The following is a 14916-nucleotide window of genomic DNA, read 5'->3' as shown; positions in this document are numbered from 1 at the left end:
CGCTTTGCCGATCGTCCTTAACAGAAGGCTGTGTCAAAGCCTTCAGGCGGCGGTCTTGTCCGCCTCGTCGTCCTTGTAGAGGTCCTCGCGCGAGACCTTCTTCTCGGTGACGTTGGCGAGTTCGAGGATGAAGTCGACGACCTTGTCCTCATAGATCGGTGCACGAAGCTGGGCCAGGGCCTGGGCGTTGTTGCGATAGAAGTCCCAGACCTCCTTCTCGCGGCCGGGCATCTGGCGGGCACGCTCGATCACGGCGCGGCCGACCTCGTCGTCGGTCACGGTGATCTTGTTCTTCTCGCCGATCTCGGAGAGCACGAGGCCGAGGCGCACGCGGCGGTCGGCGATCTTGCGGTACTCTTCTTTGGCCGCCTCTTCAGTGGTGTCCTCGTCGGCGAAGGTCTTGCCGGCGGAATCCATCTCGGCCTTGACCGAGTTCCACATCAGGTTGAACTCCTCGTCGACCAGCGAGGGCGGCGCCTCGAAGCGATGCGCCTCGTCGAGGCGGTCGAGCAGCGCGCGCTTGACGCGCTGGCGCGTCGCACCGGCGAACTCGGCAGCCAGACGCTCGCGCGCGGCTTCCTTCAGCTTGTCGAGCGATTCAAGCCCGAGCGACTTGGCGAACTCGTCGTCGATCGCGATGTCCTGCGGCGCCTCGATCAGGGTTGCGGTGGTCTCGAACTCGGCCGGCTGGCCGGCGAGCTTGTCGTTCATGTAGTTCTTCGGGAACGACACCTTCAGCGTGCGGGTCTCACCAGCGCCGATGCCGATGAGCTGCTCCTCGAAGCCAGGGATGAACGTGTTGGAGCCGATCGCGACCTGGATGCCCTCGCCGGTGCCGCCCTCGAAGGCTTCGCCGTTGATGGTGCCCTTGAAGCTGACGGTGACGCGGTCACCCGACTCGGCCTTGGCGCCCTCGCCCTTCGCAGCATAGGTGCGGTTGGAATCAGCAATGCGCTTGATCGCCTCGTCGACGTCGGCATCGGAGACTTCGGCGACGGGCTTCTCGACCTGGAAGCTCTTGAAGTCGGCGAGCGCGATCGACGGCACCACCTCGATGGCGACCGTATAGGTCAGATCGGTCTTGCCGTTCAGCAGCTCCTCGACCTCGGCCTGCTCGCTCGGCATGGTGATCTTCGGCTCGGTCGCAAGGCGGAAGCCGCGCTCGGAGAACAGCTGCGTGTTGGTGTCGCGGATGGTCTGGTCGATGGTCTCCGCCATCACCGAGCGGCCATAGACCTTCTTCAGGTGCGTGACCGGCACCTTGCCGGGACGGAAGCCGTTGATGCGGACCTTGTCCTTGAGGTCGACGAGCTTGGCGCCGGCCTTGGCGTCGAGATCAGACGCGGGAACGCTGATCTTGAACTCGTGCTTCAAACCTTCCGAGAGGGTTTCTGTGACCTGCATGGCGTCCAATCTTCTTCTCGTTCGGTCCCGGCACATTGCGCGTCGGGACGCTGTCATTAATCGATCCGGCGCGAGGCGAATGCCTCAATGCCGGTGGTTCATCGGACCAGCTTTCCGCGGACAAACGTCCGCGAGGAAGCAGGTCCTCGTAATCCGTGCAAACGCGACAAGCGCTTGGTGCGGGCGGAGGGACTCGAACCCCCACAACTTTCGTCACTGGAACCTAAATCCAGCGCGTCTACCAGTTCCGCCACGCCCGCGTAAATTTGCATCAAGACCGGCCGCGATGCCGCGGGCGGCCGGGCTTATAGCATGTGCCCGACTGTTCGCAGCAAAAAAATGGCCGGTTGGAGCCCTGTTTGAAGTAGGCACGGCGGCTGGACTTATCCAGCGCGCCATGGTCCGGATCAGCACATGAAACTGAGGTTTTTTGACCCAACTCGACGCGAGGTTCTGGCCGGCCTCGGAGCCTCCGCGGCGGGGTTGATGGTCGGCGGCGCAGCCCCGCCGGTAACCGCCCAGGTGCTCCTTCAGGCCAAGCCGGCCACACTCGCTCTCAGGCCGGGTCAGCAAGCTACACCAATCTGGGAGCTTGCCGCCGCAAGCCATACCAGGGGTGTCCGCCTCAGGCGTGGCGACCGCTGCGAAGTGGTGTTTCGGAATGACCTGCCTGTGCCGCTTGCGCCCGTCTGGTATGGCCTGAACGGCGCGGCCGTGGCCGACCCCTATCGGGGGCGCGCACCCGCCGCGCCCGGCACGACTGAAACATCAGTTATTTCAATATCAAGCGCGGGAACCCTACTGGCTGACTTCCGCCTGTTCGAGGACGATCTGAAACAGCCAGCGCGGCCGCTTCCGATCATTGCCGGGGAGCCAAGCCGGGTCGCCGTCGATCGTGACGAGGTTCTGCTGATCGAGGAATGGCGCCTGCGACCGGACGGCACCGCGCTGCCGCCGGGCCACGATCCCAAGGACACCACGGCGCTTCATACGATCAATGGGCAGACTTCATTCGAACTCTCGGCCGCGGCCGGCGAGCGGCTACGCCTGCGCTTCATCAACGGCTCGCAACGTTCTGTTCTGGCAATCAAATTGGAAAGCCACGAGGTCCAGGTGATGGCGTTGGACGGACAGCCGGCCGAGCCGTTCCCGGCCCGTAATGGTGCCCTGGTGCTGGCCCCAGGAGCGCGGGCCGATGCCTTCGTGGATGCTGCCACATCGGCCCGATTCCTGCTGCATGACGGCAAGGAGGCGCACCGGGTCGGGAGCCTCACGGTCTCCGGCAAGCTGGAGCGGGGCACGCCGCTGGAGCCGCCACGGCCGCTCCCTTCGAACGATCTGCCTGTCCAGCTCGACCTCAAAAGCGCCCTGCGGTTCGATGTCGCGCTCGGCGCACCTGAGACCGCTTGGGTACGGACGGCAAGCTTCTCCACGGCCTCCGCCCCCGCCTTCCGGGTCAAGACCGGCCGGACCGTCGTGCTGGCCCTGAAGAATCCCTCCCCGACCACCACCATCGTCTACCTGCACGGCCACCATTTCCGCCTGCTCGACAAGCTTGATGATGGCTGGAAGCCCTACTGGCTCGACACGCTCGCGATCGAGCCCGGCCAGACCCAGCGTATCGCGTTCGCGGCGACCTCACCCGGCCGATGGCTGATCGAATCCGTCATGGCCGACTGGGCCGCGCCGCGGCTGGTGCGCTGGTACGCGGCGGAGTGAGGTGTCGTAGGATGGGTAGAGCGCAGCGAAACCCGTCGGGATCGCGCCGAATTTGAGATAACGGGTTTCGCTGGTGCTCTACCCATCCTACCCGTCATAGCAACAGCTCAGTACTCCACCCCAAGCGCATCATAGATCCGCCGGTGCACTGCCGGCAGGGTCTCGGTCAGGTCCTCGGCGATCAGGCCCGGCCCCGCCTCGCGTCCCGCCTCGCCATGCATCCAGACGCCGATGCTGGCGGCTTCGAAGGCCGGCACGCCCTGCGCCAAAAGCCCGGCAATGATGCCGGAGAGCACGTCGCCGGCGCCGGCGGTGGCGAGCCAGGGCGGCGCGTTGGCGGCGATGGTGGCGCGGCCATCGGGGGCGCCGATCGTCGTGTCCGGCCCCTTCAGCAGCACGACCGCACCGGAGCGTTCGGCGGCGACGCGGACGCGCTCGAGCTTCGAGCGGCCCGGATGTTTGTTGCTGAGGTCGGAGAACAGGCGCGGAAACTCGCCCTCGTGCGGCGTCAGCACCACCGCATTGTCCTGCGAGGTCTTGATCGACTCGAACAGCCGCTCGGGATTGGCGGCAAAACTCGTCAGCGCGTCGGCGTCCAGCACCAGATGCCGCTGCGCGCTCAGCGCGGTATGGACGAGATCGCAGGTACGATCGCCAATGCCCGCGCCAGGGCCGATCATGCAGGTGTCGTAGCGTTTGTCTTCGAGCAGCTGGCCAAATTCGAAAACGGTGTCGACAGGGCGAACCATCACCGCGGTCAGCGCGCTGGCATTGATCGCGAGCGCATCGCGCGGCGTTGCTAGCGTCACGAGGCCCGCGCCGGCCCGCAGCGCGCCGCGCGCGGCGAGCCGCGCAGCCCCCGTCGCAGCCGCATCGCCCGAGACCGCCAGCACATGACCCCGCGCGTATTTGTGGCCGTCGATGCGCGGCACCGGAAAGGCTGCACCCCAGACGGCCGGATCGTTCTCGAAGGTCTGCGGCCTGATCTCGCCCAGCACCGACGCCTCGATGCCGATGTCGGCGACGCTCACGCGGCCGCAATGCATCCGGCCAGGCAGCAAGAGATGCGCCGGCTTCTTGCGGAAGAAGGTGACGGTCTCGGCGGCGTTCACCGCCGCGCCGAGCACGGCGGCGCTGGTGCCGTTGATGCCGCTCGGCAAGTCGACCGCAAGCACCACGGCACCGTTGGCGTTGATCGCCTCGATCATTTCGCGCGCCTCGCCCTCGACGGGACGGCTGAGGCCGGCGCCGAACAGCGCATCGATGATCAGCGCCGGTCGTCCGATCGCCTGCGGATTGAACGGCAGCACTGGATGCTTCCAGCCGCGCGCGGCGGAGGCCGCGTCGCCCTGCAGCTGGTCGCGCTCGCACATCAGGATGACCGAGACCTCGCGCCCCTGCGCGGCGAGCTCGGCGGCTGCGACAAAACCGTCGCCACCATTGTTGCCGGGGCCGGCGACGATCAGGATCGGCCCCTCCTCCACCAGCGCATTGGCGGCTTCGGCGACGGCCTGGCCGGCGCTCAGCATCAGCTTGAAGCCGGGCGTGCCGGCCGCGATGCTGAGCTGGTCAGCGCGCTGCATTTCGGCGTTGGTCAGAATTTCCATGCCACTTCCCTGGTCCAAACGCCTTTTCAACAGGCACGTTCCATGCCGGCCCACCCGATGAAACGACGAACTGCACACATATTGAACCGTTTGCCTATTTCGTAGTCTTCGGTATTTTGGACCGGTCGGCGCCACCTATCAGAGATGCTCGTTAAAAGGCTGATAACGCTTCAATAATCAGGGCATTTGCAACTTGGCATAGACCCTGCTTTCGAGGAAGCCGCTTCGGTTTGTCGTGCTCACTGGCTTTTATCAGGGTGTGGCCGGCCGTTGTTGCCGGAGTGGTCAGGAATTCCGGCATAGCGAAGACACGATCGTGCGTGAGAAAAGCGCATCCTGACGAAGACGTTGCTATTTGATCGAAAGGCCGGGAGGCGCGCAGTGAAGAAAATCGAAGCCATCATCAAGCCATTCAAGCTCGACGAGGTGAAGGAAGCGCTTCAGGAAGTCGGCCTCCAAGGCATCACCGTCACCGAGGCCAAGGGCTTCGGCCGGCAGAAGGGTCACGCCGAGCTTTACCGGGGCGCAGAATACATCGTCGACTTCCTGCCCAAGGTGAAGATCGAGATCGTGATCGGCGACGATCTGGTCGAGCGCGCCATCGACGCGATCCGCCGCGCCGCGCAGACCGGCCGCATCGGCGACGGCAAAATCTTCGTCTCCAACATCGAAGAGGCGATCCGCATCCGGACCGGCGAATCCGGGCTGGACGCTATCTGAGCCGGGTGCTATCCCGCATTTTGCGACACTCTGAAAGAAAATAGGCTGCTTCGGCGGCCTGATTTCGTTTGTGCGGTTGCGCCAACTCGCCGCAAGCGACAACGAATCTGCTCACCTGGAAACCGACCCGCAGAGCCAAAAGGGGTATGCATGAAGACCGCCAAAGACGTCCTGAAATCGATCAAGGACAACGACGTCAAATACGTCGACCTGCGCTTCACCGATCCGCGCGGCAAGTGGCAGCACGTGACGTTCGACGTCAGCATGATCGATGAGGACATTTTCGCCGAAGGGACGATGTTCGACGGTTCCTCGATCGCCGGCTGGAAGGCGATCAACGAATCCGACATGTGCCTGATGCCCGATCCGGTGACCGCGACGATCGATCCGTTCTTCGCCGAGACCACGATGGTGATCACCTGCGACGTGCTCGAGCCGACCACCGGCGAGCCCTACAACCGCGATCCCCGCGGCATCGCCAAGAAGGCCGAGGCCATGGTGAAGTCGATGGGCGTCGGCGACAGCGTGTTCGTCGGCCCCGAGGCCGAGTTCTTCGTGTTCGACGACGTGCGCTATTCGGCCAACCCCTACAACACCGGCTTCCGGCTCGACTCCTCGGAACTGCCGATCAACTCCGACACGGAATATGAAGGCGGCAATCTCGGCCATCGCGTCCGCACCAAGGGCGGCTACTTCCCGGTGCCGCCGCAGGATTCGGTGCAGGACATGCGCTCGGAAATGCTGGGCGCCATGGCCAAGATGGGCGTCAAGGTCGAGAAGCACCATCACGAAGTCGCCTCCGCCCAGCACGAGCTCGGCATGAAGTTCGACACGCTGACGCTGATGGCCGATCACATGCAGATCTACAAATACTGCATCCACCAGGTCGCGCACATCTACGGCAAGACAGCCACCTTCATGCCGAAGCCGGTCTATGGCGACAACGGTTCGGGCATGCACGTGCACCAGTCGATCTGGAAGGACGGCAAACCGGTGTTCGCCGGCAACAAATATGCCGACCTGTCGGAGACCTGCCTGCACTATATCGGCGGCATCATCAGGCACGCCAAGGCGATCAACGCCTTCACCAACCCGTCGACCAACTCCTACAAGCGTCTGGTCCCGGGCTATGAGGCCCCCGTGCTGCTCGCCTATTCCGCGCGCAACCGCTCGGCCTCCTGCCGCATCCCCTACACCGCTTCGCCGAAGGCCAAGCGCGTCGAGGTGCGCTTCCCAGATCCGATGGCCAATCCCTATCTCGGCTTCGCTGCGATGCTGATGGCGGGCCTGGACGGCATCAAGAACAAGATCGATCCGGGTCCGGCGATGGACAAGGACCTCTACGACCTGCCGAAGGAAGAGCTGAAGCAGATCCCCACCGTTTGCGGTTCGCTCCGCGAAGCGCTGGAAAACCTCGACAAGGACCGCGGCTTCCTCAAGAACGGCGGCGTGTTCGACGACGACTTCATCGACGCTTACATCGAGTTGAAGATGACCGAAGTCGCCCGCTTCGAAATGACCCCGCATCCGGTCGAGTTCGAGATGTACTATTCGGGCTGACCGGCTCGAAGACCGTCACAGACAAAAGGCGCCCTTGCGGGGCGCCTTTTCGTTTTGGGCCAGTGCCATCGGTATTTGACCTCAAATGTCCTCCGGACAAAACATGTTTAAACCATCGCTCGCCCATGAGGACCCGTTGATCGACCGGCACTCCATCTCCTCCGCTACTCCGTCCGCGATCTGTTGATTCATCCATTGCAAGAATCGGCTCAACTCGAGGGCTCCGGCTTTGCGGAGCGCAATCACGTCGTCTCACGTCGCGGCATCAAATGCTCGAATAGCCCCATCGGCAACGGGAAGACGACGGTCGACGACCGCTCGCCCGCGATGTCGTGCAGGGCCGCGAAATAGCGGAGCTGCATCGCCTGGGGCTCCTGCGCCAGGATGCGGCCGGCCTCGACGAGCTTTTCGGCGGCCTGCTGTTCGCCCATGGCGTTGATCACCTTGGCGCGCCGCAACCGCTCGGCCTCGGCCTGCTTGGCGATCGCGCGCACCATGGTCTCGTTGAGATCGACGTCCTTGATCTCGATGCCGGTGACCTTGATGCCCCAGACGTCGGTCTGCTTGTCGAGGATCTCCTGGATGTCTGCGTTCAGCTTGTCGCGTTCGGCCAGCATCTCGTCGAGATCGTGCTTGCCGAGCACCGAGCGCAGCGTGGTCTGGGCGAGCTGGCTGGTCGCGGCCATGTAATCGCCGACCTTGATGATGGCGCGCTCGGGATCGACGATGCGGAAGTACAGCACGGCGTTGACCTTGACCGAGACGTTGTCGCGCGAGATCACGTCCTGGGGCGGCACCACCTGCACCATCACCCTGAGATCGACCCTGACGACCTGCTGCACCACCGGAATGAGGATGATGAGACCCGGCCCCTTCACTGCCGTGAAGCGGCCGAGCGTGAACACGACGCCGCGCTCGTATTCCCTGAGGATGCGGACGGCCTGGGTGAGAAACATGACGACGAGCAGCGCAAGCACCGCATAGATCGAATATTCAATCATCAGAGTTGACCTCCTTCGCCTTGGCCCGGACGCCGGACCACCAGCGTCAAATCGACGACCTTGGCGACCTCGACCCGCTCGCCGGGCCTGAAGATTTCGGCGCCGCGCGCTTGCCAGCGTTCGCCATGCGTAAAGACGTGACCTTCGGTCTCGTTCCAGTCGAGCACCTCGGCGGACAGACCTTGCATGGCTTGTACGCCGGCCCGGCCCGGACCTCTGCGGGCACGGCGAAGCGCGCCGAACACGACCAGCACGAAGCCGGTGAACATCGCCGCGACGATGCCGATGACCGTCCACGACAGCCGGTAGCCCGGCGCTTCGACCCGGACCAGCATAAGCGCTCCCAGCACGAAGGCGACGACGCCGCCGAGACCGATCACCACGGTAGGACTGAACGCCTCAATGGCCAGCAGCGCGATCCCGACCAGCATCAAGCCGAGGCCGGCATAGTTAATCGGCAGCAGGTTGAGGGCATAGAGGCCGATCAGCAGGCAGATTGTCCCGACGACTCCCGGAGCAACCGCGCCGGGGGACACGAACTCGAAGATCAGGCCGTAGATGCCGACCATCAGGAGAATGAAGGCGACATTGGGATCGGTGATGACCGCCAGGAATCGCGAGATCCAGCCGGCATCGACCGCTTCAATTACGGCGTCCTTGGTCGCGAGGCGCCGGGTCTTGCCGCCGGCGACCTCGACCACGCGACCATCGATCTGCCTCAGCAATTCGGCCTGATCGCGGGCGACGAGGTCGATGACCTGCGCCTGCAACGCGCCATTGGCAGAAAGGGTGGCGGCTTCGCGGACCGCCTTCTCGGCCCAATCCGCGTTGCGATTGCGCAGCTCGGCGAGGCTGCGGATGAAGGCGACGGCATCGTTCGTCGCCTTCGCCGTCATCGCATCCTTCGGCTCATCCTTCTTGTCCTTGCCATCCTTGCCATCCTTGTCGGGTGCGCCGCTCGGCAGGCCCGGAAACGAACCGCCGATCTGCACCGGCGTCGCGGCACCGATGTTGGTGCCCGGCGCCATCGCAGCGATATGCGTCGCATAGAGGATATAGGTCCCGGCGCTCGCCGCATGGGCGCCTGCCGGCGCAACGTAGCCCACCACGGGAACGGGCGAGGCCAGCACGTTCGCGATGATCTCGCGCATGCTGGAATTGAGACCGCCGGGCGTGTTCATTTTCAGGATCACGACCTCGGCGCGTCGTTCGCCGGCCCTTGCCAAGGCGTCCTTCACATAGGCGGCCGCCGCCGGTCCGATAGCTCCGTCGATCGTAACAGCCAGGGCAGGACGGCCGTTCTCCTCGGCTGCTCCGGGAAGCAGGCAGAAGATCAAAGCGACGAGGGAAATCGCCGCAACGAGGGCCGCCTTCATGATCTGCACGGCAAGGGCTCCCTTGCCGATCATATGGTGTTCGTTCCCTAGACCTCAATGCAGCGGCGCGCATGCCGCCGCTGTGATTGTGCGGCGCAGTGAGGTGCGGAGGCGACGATTGCTCCGCCTCACTTCTCTGGAAAATTCACGCCGATCTCCGTCACCACCACTGCGCTCGGACGATGTGGCGAGAGCGTGCTTGAACGCTCATCCATGCCTGCGTCCGCGTGCCTACGCCGCCGCGCGCTGCCGCGCCACCAGCGCCTCACCGAACGCCTCGAACAGCTTGCGGTTGATCGGATTGCGCTGCGGGTCGTATTCGGCGTGCCATTGCACGCCGAGCGCGAAGGTCGGCGCTTCGGCGATGCGGATCGCCTCGATGGTGCCGTCCTCGGCGACGCCCTCGATCAGCACGCGCTTGCCGGGCTCCAGGATGCCCTGGCCGTGCAGCGAATTGACCCGGATCTTGTCGCAGCCGAGAATCTTTGCGAAGGCGCCGCCGGGCGTGAGGTCGACCTCGTGGCGGTCGGCAAAGATCACGGTCGGATCGGGATGAATCTCGCCGTTCTCGAGGCGGGGCATGCGGTGGTTCATGCGGCCGGGGATTTCGCGGATCTCGGGGTGTAGCGAGCCGCCGAAGGCGACGTTCATCTCCTGCAGGCCGCGGCAGATGCCGAACAGCGGAATGCCGCGGGAGACGCAGGCGACCGAGAGCGCCAGCGCGACCTCGTCGCGGTGGATGTCGTAGGGCTCGTGCTTCTCGCAGGGGTCGACATTGAACCGGGTCGGGTGGACGTTGGCGCGAGCCCCCGTGAGGACGATGCCGTCGACCGTGTCGAGCAGCGCGCTGATGTCGGTGATATCAGGGGCTCCCGCGAACATCACCGGCAAACCGCCGGAGACCTCGGCCACGGCGCGCAAGTTTCGCTCGCCGACCATCTGGACCTGAAATCGATTTTCGACGCGATGGGCGTTCCCGATCACGCCGACGACCGGCTTTCTCATCTCCCGTTCCGACCTCCCCGCAACAAGATTCTCCGAACATGCCCTTCGAATGGAACAAATTCAACAGAAGGGATCGCGGGACGGCAATGCTATTTTCGCGCAAATGCTCCGCCAAGGACCCCACGCGTCCGCGGCCTTCACCCCTGGCGGCCGCGAGCGCTTCAATCCGGCGCACGGCCCGGGCTTGATCCCTAGTCAGATTTCACGAAAGAGTGCTTCCTGTCGGCCCCGAAAGGACATGATGTGAGCGTCTTCCGAGATGAACAGGCCAAGACCCGCTCCGATATTGCCTGGGGGATTGCGGTCGGCGGCATCGGGGTCGTCCTGTTCACCGCGGCTCTGGTCTTCACCTGGTATTTTGCCGCCACCCTGCTGCTGATCTTCGCCGGCATGCTGCTCGGCGTCGGCCTCAACGCGCTGACCAACGGGCTGGGCCGCCATGTCCGGCTGCCGCACGCGGTGCGGCTCGCGATCGTCTGCCTCGCGCTTGCCGCCATGCTGTCTGGCATCGCCTATCTCGGCGGCGCGACCATCGCCGAGCAGGCTTCGCTGCTCAGCAACACCATCAAGTCGCAGATCGGCAATGTGAAGTCGTTCCTGGATAACCACGGCGTCGACACCAGCTTCTTCGATTTCGGCAACGTTGCATCTGACGCCGCGGCCAATACACCGCCGGACTCGACGCCTTCGCCGGCAGCGCCACCGCACAGTCCGTTGCCTGGCGCCGGCGCGCTGGCCTCCAGCGGCGGAGCGATCGTGAGCCAGACCTTCAAGCTGCTGCTCGGCACCATCCACGGTGTGGGAAACATCTTCATCGTGCTGTTTCTGGGACTGTCCTTCGCCGCGCAGCCGGGTGTCTATCACGACGGGCTGCTGTTTCTCGCGCCGGCGAAGCATCGCATCCGCGCGACCCTCATCGTCGACCGCATCGGCGAGACGCTTGAACGCTGGCTGATCGCGCAAATCATCGTCATGCTTGCGGTCGGGGCGGTAACCTGGGCTGGCCTTGCGGCCATCGGCATCCCGGGCTCGTTCATCCTGGGAATTCAGGCCGGCCTGCTGGCCTTCATCCCGACCGTCGGCGCCATCATCGCCGGCGTCGTCGTGGTGCTGGCGAGCCTCGCCTCGGGCTGGGTCCCGGCGCTGTCGGCCGTGATCCTGTTCCTCGGCGTGCACGCGATGGAGAGCTACGTGCTGACCCCGATCCTGCAGCGCCAGGCGCTCGACATCCCGCCAGCCACGCTGTTTGCGTTCCAGATCCTGCTTGGCGTCGTCTTCGGGGTCTGGGGCCTTGCGCTGGCGCTACCACTCGTCGCCATCGCCAAGGTCATGATCGACCATTTCAAAGCGTACGATGCGCCGCCTCTGACCGAGGCGGCCTGACCCCTAGTCAGGCCGTCAGCACGGTTTCGGTGTGCTCGACCTCCGGGGGCGAGGCAAAATACTGGCCGACGAGGCCGCGCCATTCGGTGAAATTCTCCGAGCTGCGGAAATCGACGGTGTGGTTTTCCAGCGTCGCCCACTTCACCATCAGCCGGTAGCGCTGCGGCTTCTCGATCGACTTGTGCAGTTCGAAACCGTGAAAGCCCTTGGCGCGGCCGAAAGCGGCCTTGGCCTTGGCGACGGCGGCCTCAAAGTCCTTCTCGCTACCCGGCTTGACATCGATTTGCGCGATCTCGGTGATCATCGGCTTCCACCCTTTATTGTTCGATGGGCGTATCTACCGCAGCAGCCGGCAAAGAAAAAGGCGCCGAAACGGCGCCCTGCCCGGTCAAAAATGCGCCGCTCTCAGGCGAGCAGCAGCGCGATGCCGGCCACGATCAGCGTGCAACCGATGAACAGCGCGACCGGCCAGTAGCTGCGGCCTTGCGTGTAGCGGCCTTGCGTGTAGCGGCCTTGGGCGCGGCGTTCGGTGATCAGCGCGTTCTCGTATTCATCCGCGGTGGAGAACAGACACGCGAAGCCGCCGCGTGCCGAGGCCGCAGCAGCTTCGAGCGACATCAGGGCAGCCTGCGGGTTCTGTCGACGGATCGATTCCATGACCGCAATGGTAGGGATCGAATGGTAAACAGAGGCTTACCGCAAGCTCCCGCGCCTTATGCGGTGGCCGGACGCGCCTGCTGCGCGCCGGTCCGCGCGGCGCTCTGGCGGCGCCAGTTCTCCAGCGACAGCGGCAACTCCTCCGCCGCCTCGACGCGGTTGCGGCCGCCGCGCTTGGCCTGGTAGAGCGCGGTGTCGGCCGAGGCCAGCAGCACCTCGAGCTCGGTGCCGGCCGGACCGCCCGCGACGCCGATGCTGACGGTGGTGTCGACCGGGCCTTCGTCGACCACGACGCCGGAGGTTTCGAACGCCTCGCGCACGCGCTCGGCGACCAGCACGCCTTCCTCCAGCGCACACGGCAGCAGCGCGGCGAACTCCTCGCCGCCGATGCGGCCCGACAGGTCGGAGATGCGCAAATTGCTGACGACCACGGTCGAGAACAGCTTCAGCATCTCGTCGCCTGCAGGATGGCCGAAGCGATCGTTGATCGACTTGAAATGGTCGATGTCGAAGATCATCACCGTGACCGGGCGCCCGGCCTTGGCCTCGCGCTCGATCACGCGCGCGCAGGCTTCGGAGAAGCCACGACGGTTGAGCATGCCAGTCAGGGGATCGGTCGATGCGGCAGTCCGGTGCGCGGTCACGGTGCGCTCCGACACCAGCATGAAGATCACGAACACGGTGCCGACGGCGTAGAGCACGAGTTCGACCGCAAACACGGTGACCCAGATGCTCGTCGAGAAGGCGGCATCGTGCGGGCGCAGGAAGCTGCCCAGCAGGATCGGCAGCATCAAGACGCAGCCGTGCATCACCGGCACCACGAAGGCCGGCCAGCGCCGTTGCAGGCTCTTGCGCCGCTCAACCCAGAGCTCGCTTGCGGTCAGCGCCGCATAGACCGAGACGATGCCGGCGCCGACGATCATGCGCAGCATGGACGCTGTGGGATCGAGCAGCATGGCGGCGGCGACCCAGGCGAGCGCGCCGACGAGGAGGCCTGGCCAGTTCGGCTTGCGGCCGTGGAAGACGCGCGCCGCATTCCACACCATCCCGCAGGCGACAAAACCGACCGCGTTTAACGCGAGATAGAGGTGTGGCCCGAACTTGTCGCCGGCCGCGGTCCACAGCGCGACGGAGGCGGCACCGAGCAGATAAGCGGTACCCCACCATTTCAGCGCAGGACTGTTCTCCTGCCTGCCGAAAAAAACCATCATGGCGCCGAGCAGTGCGGCAACCATGGTGGCAACCAAATAGAGCGTGATGCTATCGAGCGACATCATGTCGGCCCCCTCTAAGACATAGCAGTTACGCGATCGGCACATCCGATTTGCGCGCCCTTCCAAATGCGACGCTATGTCTCGCGGGTTCCATTCAGGTTTTCGTGCGTGCCCAAGTTTTCGGGAAACACGCCATCAATTTGCATACAAACGAACAACAAAAAGGGCGCTGAAATCAGCGCCCTTTTGCATCTCATTGAAGCCGCTTTCGCGGCGAATGCGACCGAAGCGATTAACGCTTCGAGAACTGGAAGGAGCGGCGGGCCTTGGCCTTGCCGTACTTCTTGCGCTCGACCACGCGGGAGTCGCGGGTGAGAAAGCCGCCCTTCTTGAGCACGGTGCGCAGCTCCGGCTCGAAATAGGTGAGCGCCTTCGAGATGCCGTGACGGACCGCGCCGGCCTGGCCGGACAGACCGCCGCCGGCGACGGTACAGATCACGTCGTACTGGCCGGAACGCTGGGCCACCGAGAACGGCTGCTCGATCATCATTCGCAGCACGGGACGGGCGAAATAGACCTCGACCTCGCGCGCGTTGACCGTGACCTTGCCGGCACCCGGCTTGATCCAGACGCGGGCGACCGCGTCCTTGCGCTTGCCGGTGGCATAGGCGCGGTTGAACTTGTCGACCTTCTTCTCGTGCTTGGGCGCCTCAGGCGCCGCCGCCGTCTTGAGCTGCGAGAGCTGGTCGAGCGACTGGATGGATTCGGCCATGTTATGCGGCCCTCGTGTTCTTGCGGTTCAACTTGGCGATGTCGATCTTCTCGGGCTGCTGCGCCTCGTGCGGGTGATCGGCGCCGCCGTAGACACGGAGGTTGCCCATCTGCACGCGGCCGAGCGGACCACGCGGGATCATGCGCTCGACGGCCTTCTCGAGCACGCGCTCGGGATGTTTGCCCTCGAGGATCTGGCGCGCGGTGCGCTCCTTGACGTGGCCGACGTAGCCGGTGTGCTTGTAATAGGTCTTCTGCTCGCGCTTGCGACCGGTGAGGACCGCATGCTGCGCATTGATGATGATGACGTTGTCGCCGCAATCAACGTGCGGGGTGTAGGTCGGGAGGTGCTTGCCGCGCAGGCGCATGGCGACGATGGTGGCGAGACGGCCGACGACCAGACCCTTGGCGTCGATCAGCACCCACTTCTTCGTCACCTCAGCCGGCTTTGCCGAAAAGGTTTTCATGTCAGAGTTTCCGTGGACGGGGAGCATCGGCG

Annotated in this window: 14 protein-coding genes and 1 tRNA gene; 4 read left to right on the top strand and 11 right to left on the bottom strand. The window is 64.5% G+C overall.

What is annotated here, in order from left to right:
• Window positions 1–42 precede the first annotated feature (42 nt).
• Window positions 43–1404, bottom strand: a complete 1362-nt coding sequence (gene tig, locus JJB99_RS18030) for a trigger factor (protein WP_200499971.1) — start codon at window positions 1402–1404, stop codon at window positions 43–45.
• Window positions 1405–1579: 175 nt separating this feature from the next.
• Window positions 1580–1664: transfer RNA gene (locus JJB99_RS18025), tRNA-Leu, on the bottom strand.
• Between the two features lie 154 nt (window positions 1665–1818).
• Between JJB99_RS18025 and JJB99_RS18020 the strand changes: the two genes are divergently transcribed.
• Window positions 1819–3123 carry a multicopper oxidase family protein gene (locus JJB99_RS18020; RefSeq protein WP_200499970.1) on the top strand — a complete coding sequence of 435 codons (1305 nt, stop codon included), beginning with the start codon at window positions 1819–1821 and terminating at the stop codon, window positions 3121–3123.
• 107 nt (window positions 3124–3230) lie between these two features.
• On the opposite strand, the gene JJB99_RS18015 is transcribed toward JJB99_RS18020, so the two are convergent.
• Window positions 3231–4730 carry an NAD(P)H-hydrate dehydratase gene (locus JJB99_RS18015; RefSeq protein ID WP_200499969.1) on the bottom strand — a complete coding sequence of 500 codons (1500 nt, stop codon included), beginning with the start codon at window positions 4728–4730 and terminating at the stop codon, window positions 3231–3233.
• A 381-nt stretch (window positions 4731–5111) separates the two neighbouring features.
• On the opposite strand from JJB99_RS18015, the gene JJB99_RS18010 reads away from it, so the two are divergent.
• Both JJB99_RS18010 and glnA read left to right on the top strand, forming a co-directional pair.
• Complete coding sequence (locus JJB99_RS18010) at window positions 5112–5450, top strand: P-II family nitrogen regulator (protein WP_007603495.1); 339 nt, start codon at window positions 5112–5114, stop codon at window positions 5448–5450.
• Between the two features lie 150 nt (window positions 5451–5600).
• Window positions 5601–7010: a type I glutamate--ammonia ligase gene (gene glnA, locus JJB99_RS18005; protein WP_200499968.1), complete on the top strand. Its 1410-nt coding sequence runs from the start codon at window positions 5601–5603 to the stop codon at window positions 7008–7010.
• 242 nt (window positions 7011–7252) lie between these two features.
• Here the strand turns inward: glnA and JJB99_RS18000 are convergent, their stop codons facing one another.
• From JJB99_RS18000 to JJB99_RS17990, 3 genes are all read right to left on the bottom strand, one after another.
• Complete coding sequence (locus JJB99_RS18000) at window positions 7253–8011, bottom strand: slipin family protein (protein ID WP_433995771.1); 759 nt, start codon at window positions 8009–8011, stop codon at window positions 7253–7255.
• Window positions 8011–9396 (bottom strand): NfeD family protein, encoded by a 1386-nt coding sequence (locus tag JJB99_RS17995; protein WP_200500206.1) that lies wholly within the window; start codon window positions 9394–9396, stop codon window positions 8011–8013. The genes JJB99_RS18000 and JJB99_RS17995 overlap by 1 nt, the downstream gene beginning before the upstream one ends.
• A 222-nt stretch (window positions 9397–9618) precedes the next feature.
• On the bottom strand, window positions 9619–10392 hold the full coding sequence (locus tag JJB99_RS17990; protein WP_200499967.1) for a gamma-glutamyl-gamma-aminobutyrate hydrolase family protein: 774 nt from the start codon (window positions 10390–10392) through the stop codon (window positions 9619–9621).
• Between the two features lie 243 nt (window positions 10393–10635).
• Between JJB99_RS17990 and JJB99_RS17985 the strand changes: the two genes are divergently transcribed.
• Window positions 10636–11775, top strand: a complete 1140-nt coding sequence (locus JJB99_RS17985; protein WP_200499966.1) for an AI-2E family transporter — start codon at window positions 10636–10638, stop codon at window positions 11773–11775.
• A 7-nt stretch (window positions 11776–11782) separates the two neighbouring features.
• On the opposite strand, the gene JJB99_RS17980 is transcribed toward JJB99_RS17985, so the two are convergent.
• From JJB99_RS17980 to rplM, 5 genes are all read right to left on the bottom strand, one after another.
• A complete protein-coding gene (locus JJB99_RS17980; protein ID WP_200499965.1) occupies window positions 11783–12079 on the bottom strand; it encodes an antibiotic biosynthesis monooxygenase family protein in 297 nt (98 codons plus the stop codon).
• Between the two features lie 101 nt (window positions 12080–12180).
• Window positions 12181–12432 (bottom strand): hypothetical protein, encoded by a 252-nt coding sequence (locus JJB99_RS17975; protein ID WP_200499964.1) that lies wholly within the window; start codon window positions 12430–12432, stop codon window positions 12181–12183.
• 56 nt (window positions 12433–12488) lie between these two features.
• The gene (locus JJB99_RS17970) at window positions 12489–13709 is read right to left on the bottom strand and encodes a GGDEF domain-containing protein (protein ID WP_200499963.1); all 1221 of its coding nucleotides are present in this window, start codon (window positions 13707–13709) and stop codon (window positions 12489–12491) included.
• A gap of 229 nt (window positions 13710–13938) precedes the next feature.
• Window positions 13939–14418 carry a 30S ribosomal protein S9 gene (rpsI, locus tag JJB99_RS17965; protein ID WP_200499962.1) on the bottom strand — a complete coding sequence of 160 codons (480 nt, stop codon included), beginning with the start codon at window positions 14416–14418 and terminating at the stop codon, window positions 13939–13941.
• 1 nt (window position 14419) lies between these two features.
• A complete protein-coding gene (gene rplM, locus JJB99_RS17960) occupies window positions 14420–14884 on the bottom strand; it encodes a 50S ribosomal protein L13 (RefSeq protein ID WP_011087726.1) in 465 nt (154 codons plus the stop codon).
• Window positions 14885–14916: the final 32 nt, after the last annotated feature.

This window comes from Bradyrhizobium diazoefficiens, assembly GCF_016616235.1.
Classification (GTDB): Bacteria; Pseudomonadota; Alphaproteobacteria; order Rhizobiales; family Xanthobacteraceae; genus Bradyrhizobium; species Bradyrhizobium diazoefficiens_H.
The sequence above is the reverse complement of the archived record's forward strand: the minus strand, read 5'-3'. Positions and strand labels throughout refer to the sequence as shown.

What these genes read in the sequence shown, in the direction of transcription:
- rpsI (WP_200499962.1), bottom strand. Translation starts at nt 14,418, where the DNA reads ATGGCCGAATCCATCCAGTCGCTCGACCAGCTCTCGCAGCTCAAGACG.
- JJB99_RS18000 (WP_433995771.1), bottom strand. Translation starts at nt 8,011, where the DNA reads ATGATTGAATATTCGATCTATGCGGTGCTTGCGCTGCTCGTCGTCATG.
- glnA (WP_200499968.1), top strand. Translation starts at nt 5,601, where the DNA reads ATGAAGACCGCCAAAGACGTCCTGAAATCGATCAAGGACAACGACGTC.
- JJB99_RS17975 (WP_200499964.1), bottom strand. Translation starts at nt 12,432, where the DNA reads ATGGAATCGATCCGTCGACAGAACCCGCAGGCTGCCCTGATGTCGCTC.
- tig (WP_200499971.1), bottom strand. Translation starts at nt 1,404, where the DNA reads ATGCAGGTCACAGAAACCCTCTCGGAAGGTTTGAAGCACGAGTTCAAG.
- JJB99_RS18020 (WP_200499970.1), top strand. Translation starts at nt 1,819, where the DNA reads ATGAAACTGAGGTTTTTTGACCCAACTCGACGCGAGGTTCTGGCCGGC.
- JJB99_RS17970 (WP_200499963.1), bottom strand. Translation starts at nt 13,709, where the DNA reads ATGATGTCGCTCGATAGCATCACGCTCTATTTGGTTGCCACCATGGTT.
- rplM (WP_011087726.1), bottom strand. Translation starts at nt 14,884, where the DNA reads ATGAAAACCTTTTCGGCAAAGCCGGCTGAGGTGACGAAGAAGTGGGTG.
- JJB99_RS18015 (WP_200499969.1), bottom strand. Translation starts at nt 4,730, where the DNA reads ATGGAAATTCTGACCAACGCCGAAATGCAGCGCGCTGACCAGCTCAGC.
- JJB99_RS17980 (WP_200499965.1), bottom strand. Translation starts at nt 12,079, where the DNA reads ATGATCACCGAGATCGCGCAAATCGATGTCAAGCCGGGTAGCGAGAAG.
- JJB99_RS17990 (WP_200499967.1), bottom strand. Translation starts at nt 10,392, where the DNA reads ATGAGAAAGCCGGTCGTCGGCGTGATCGGGAACGCCCATCGCGTCGAA.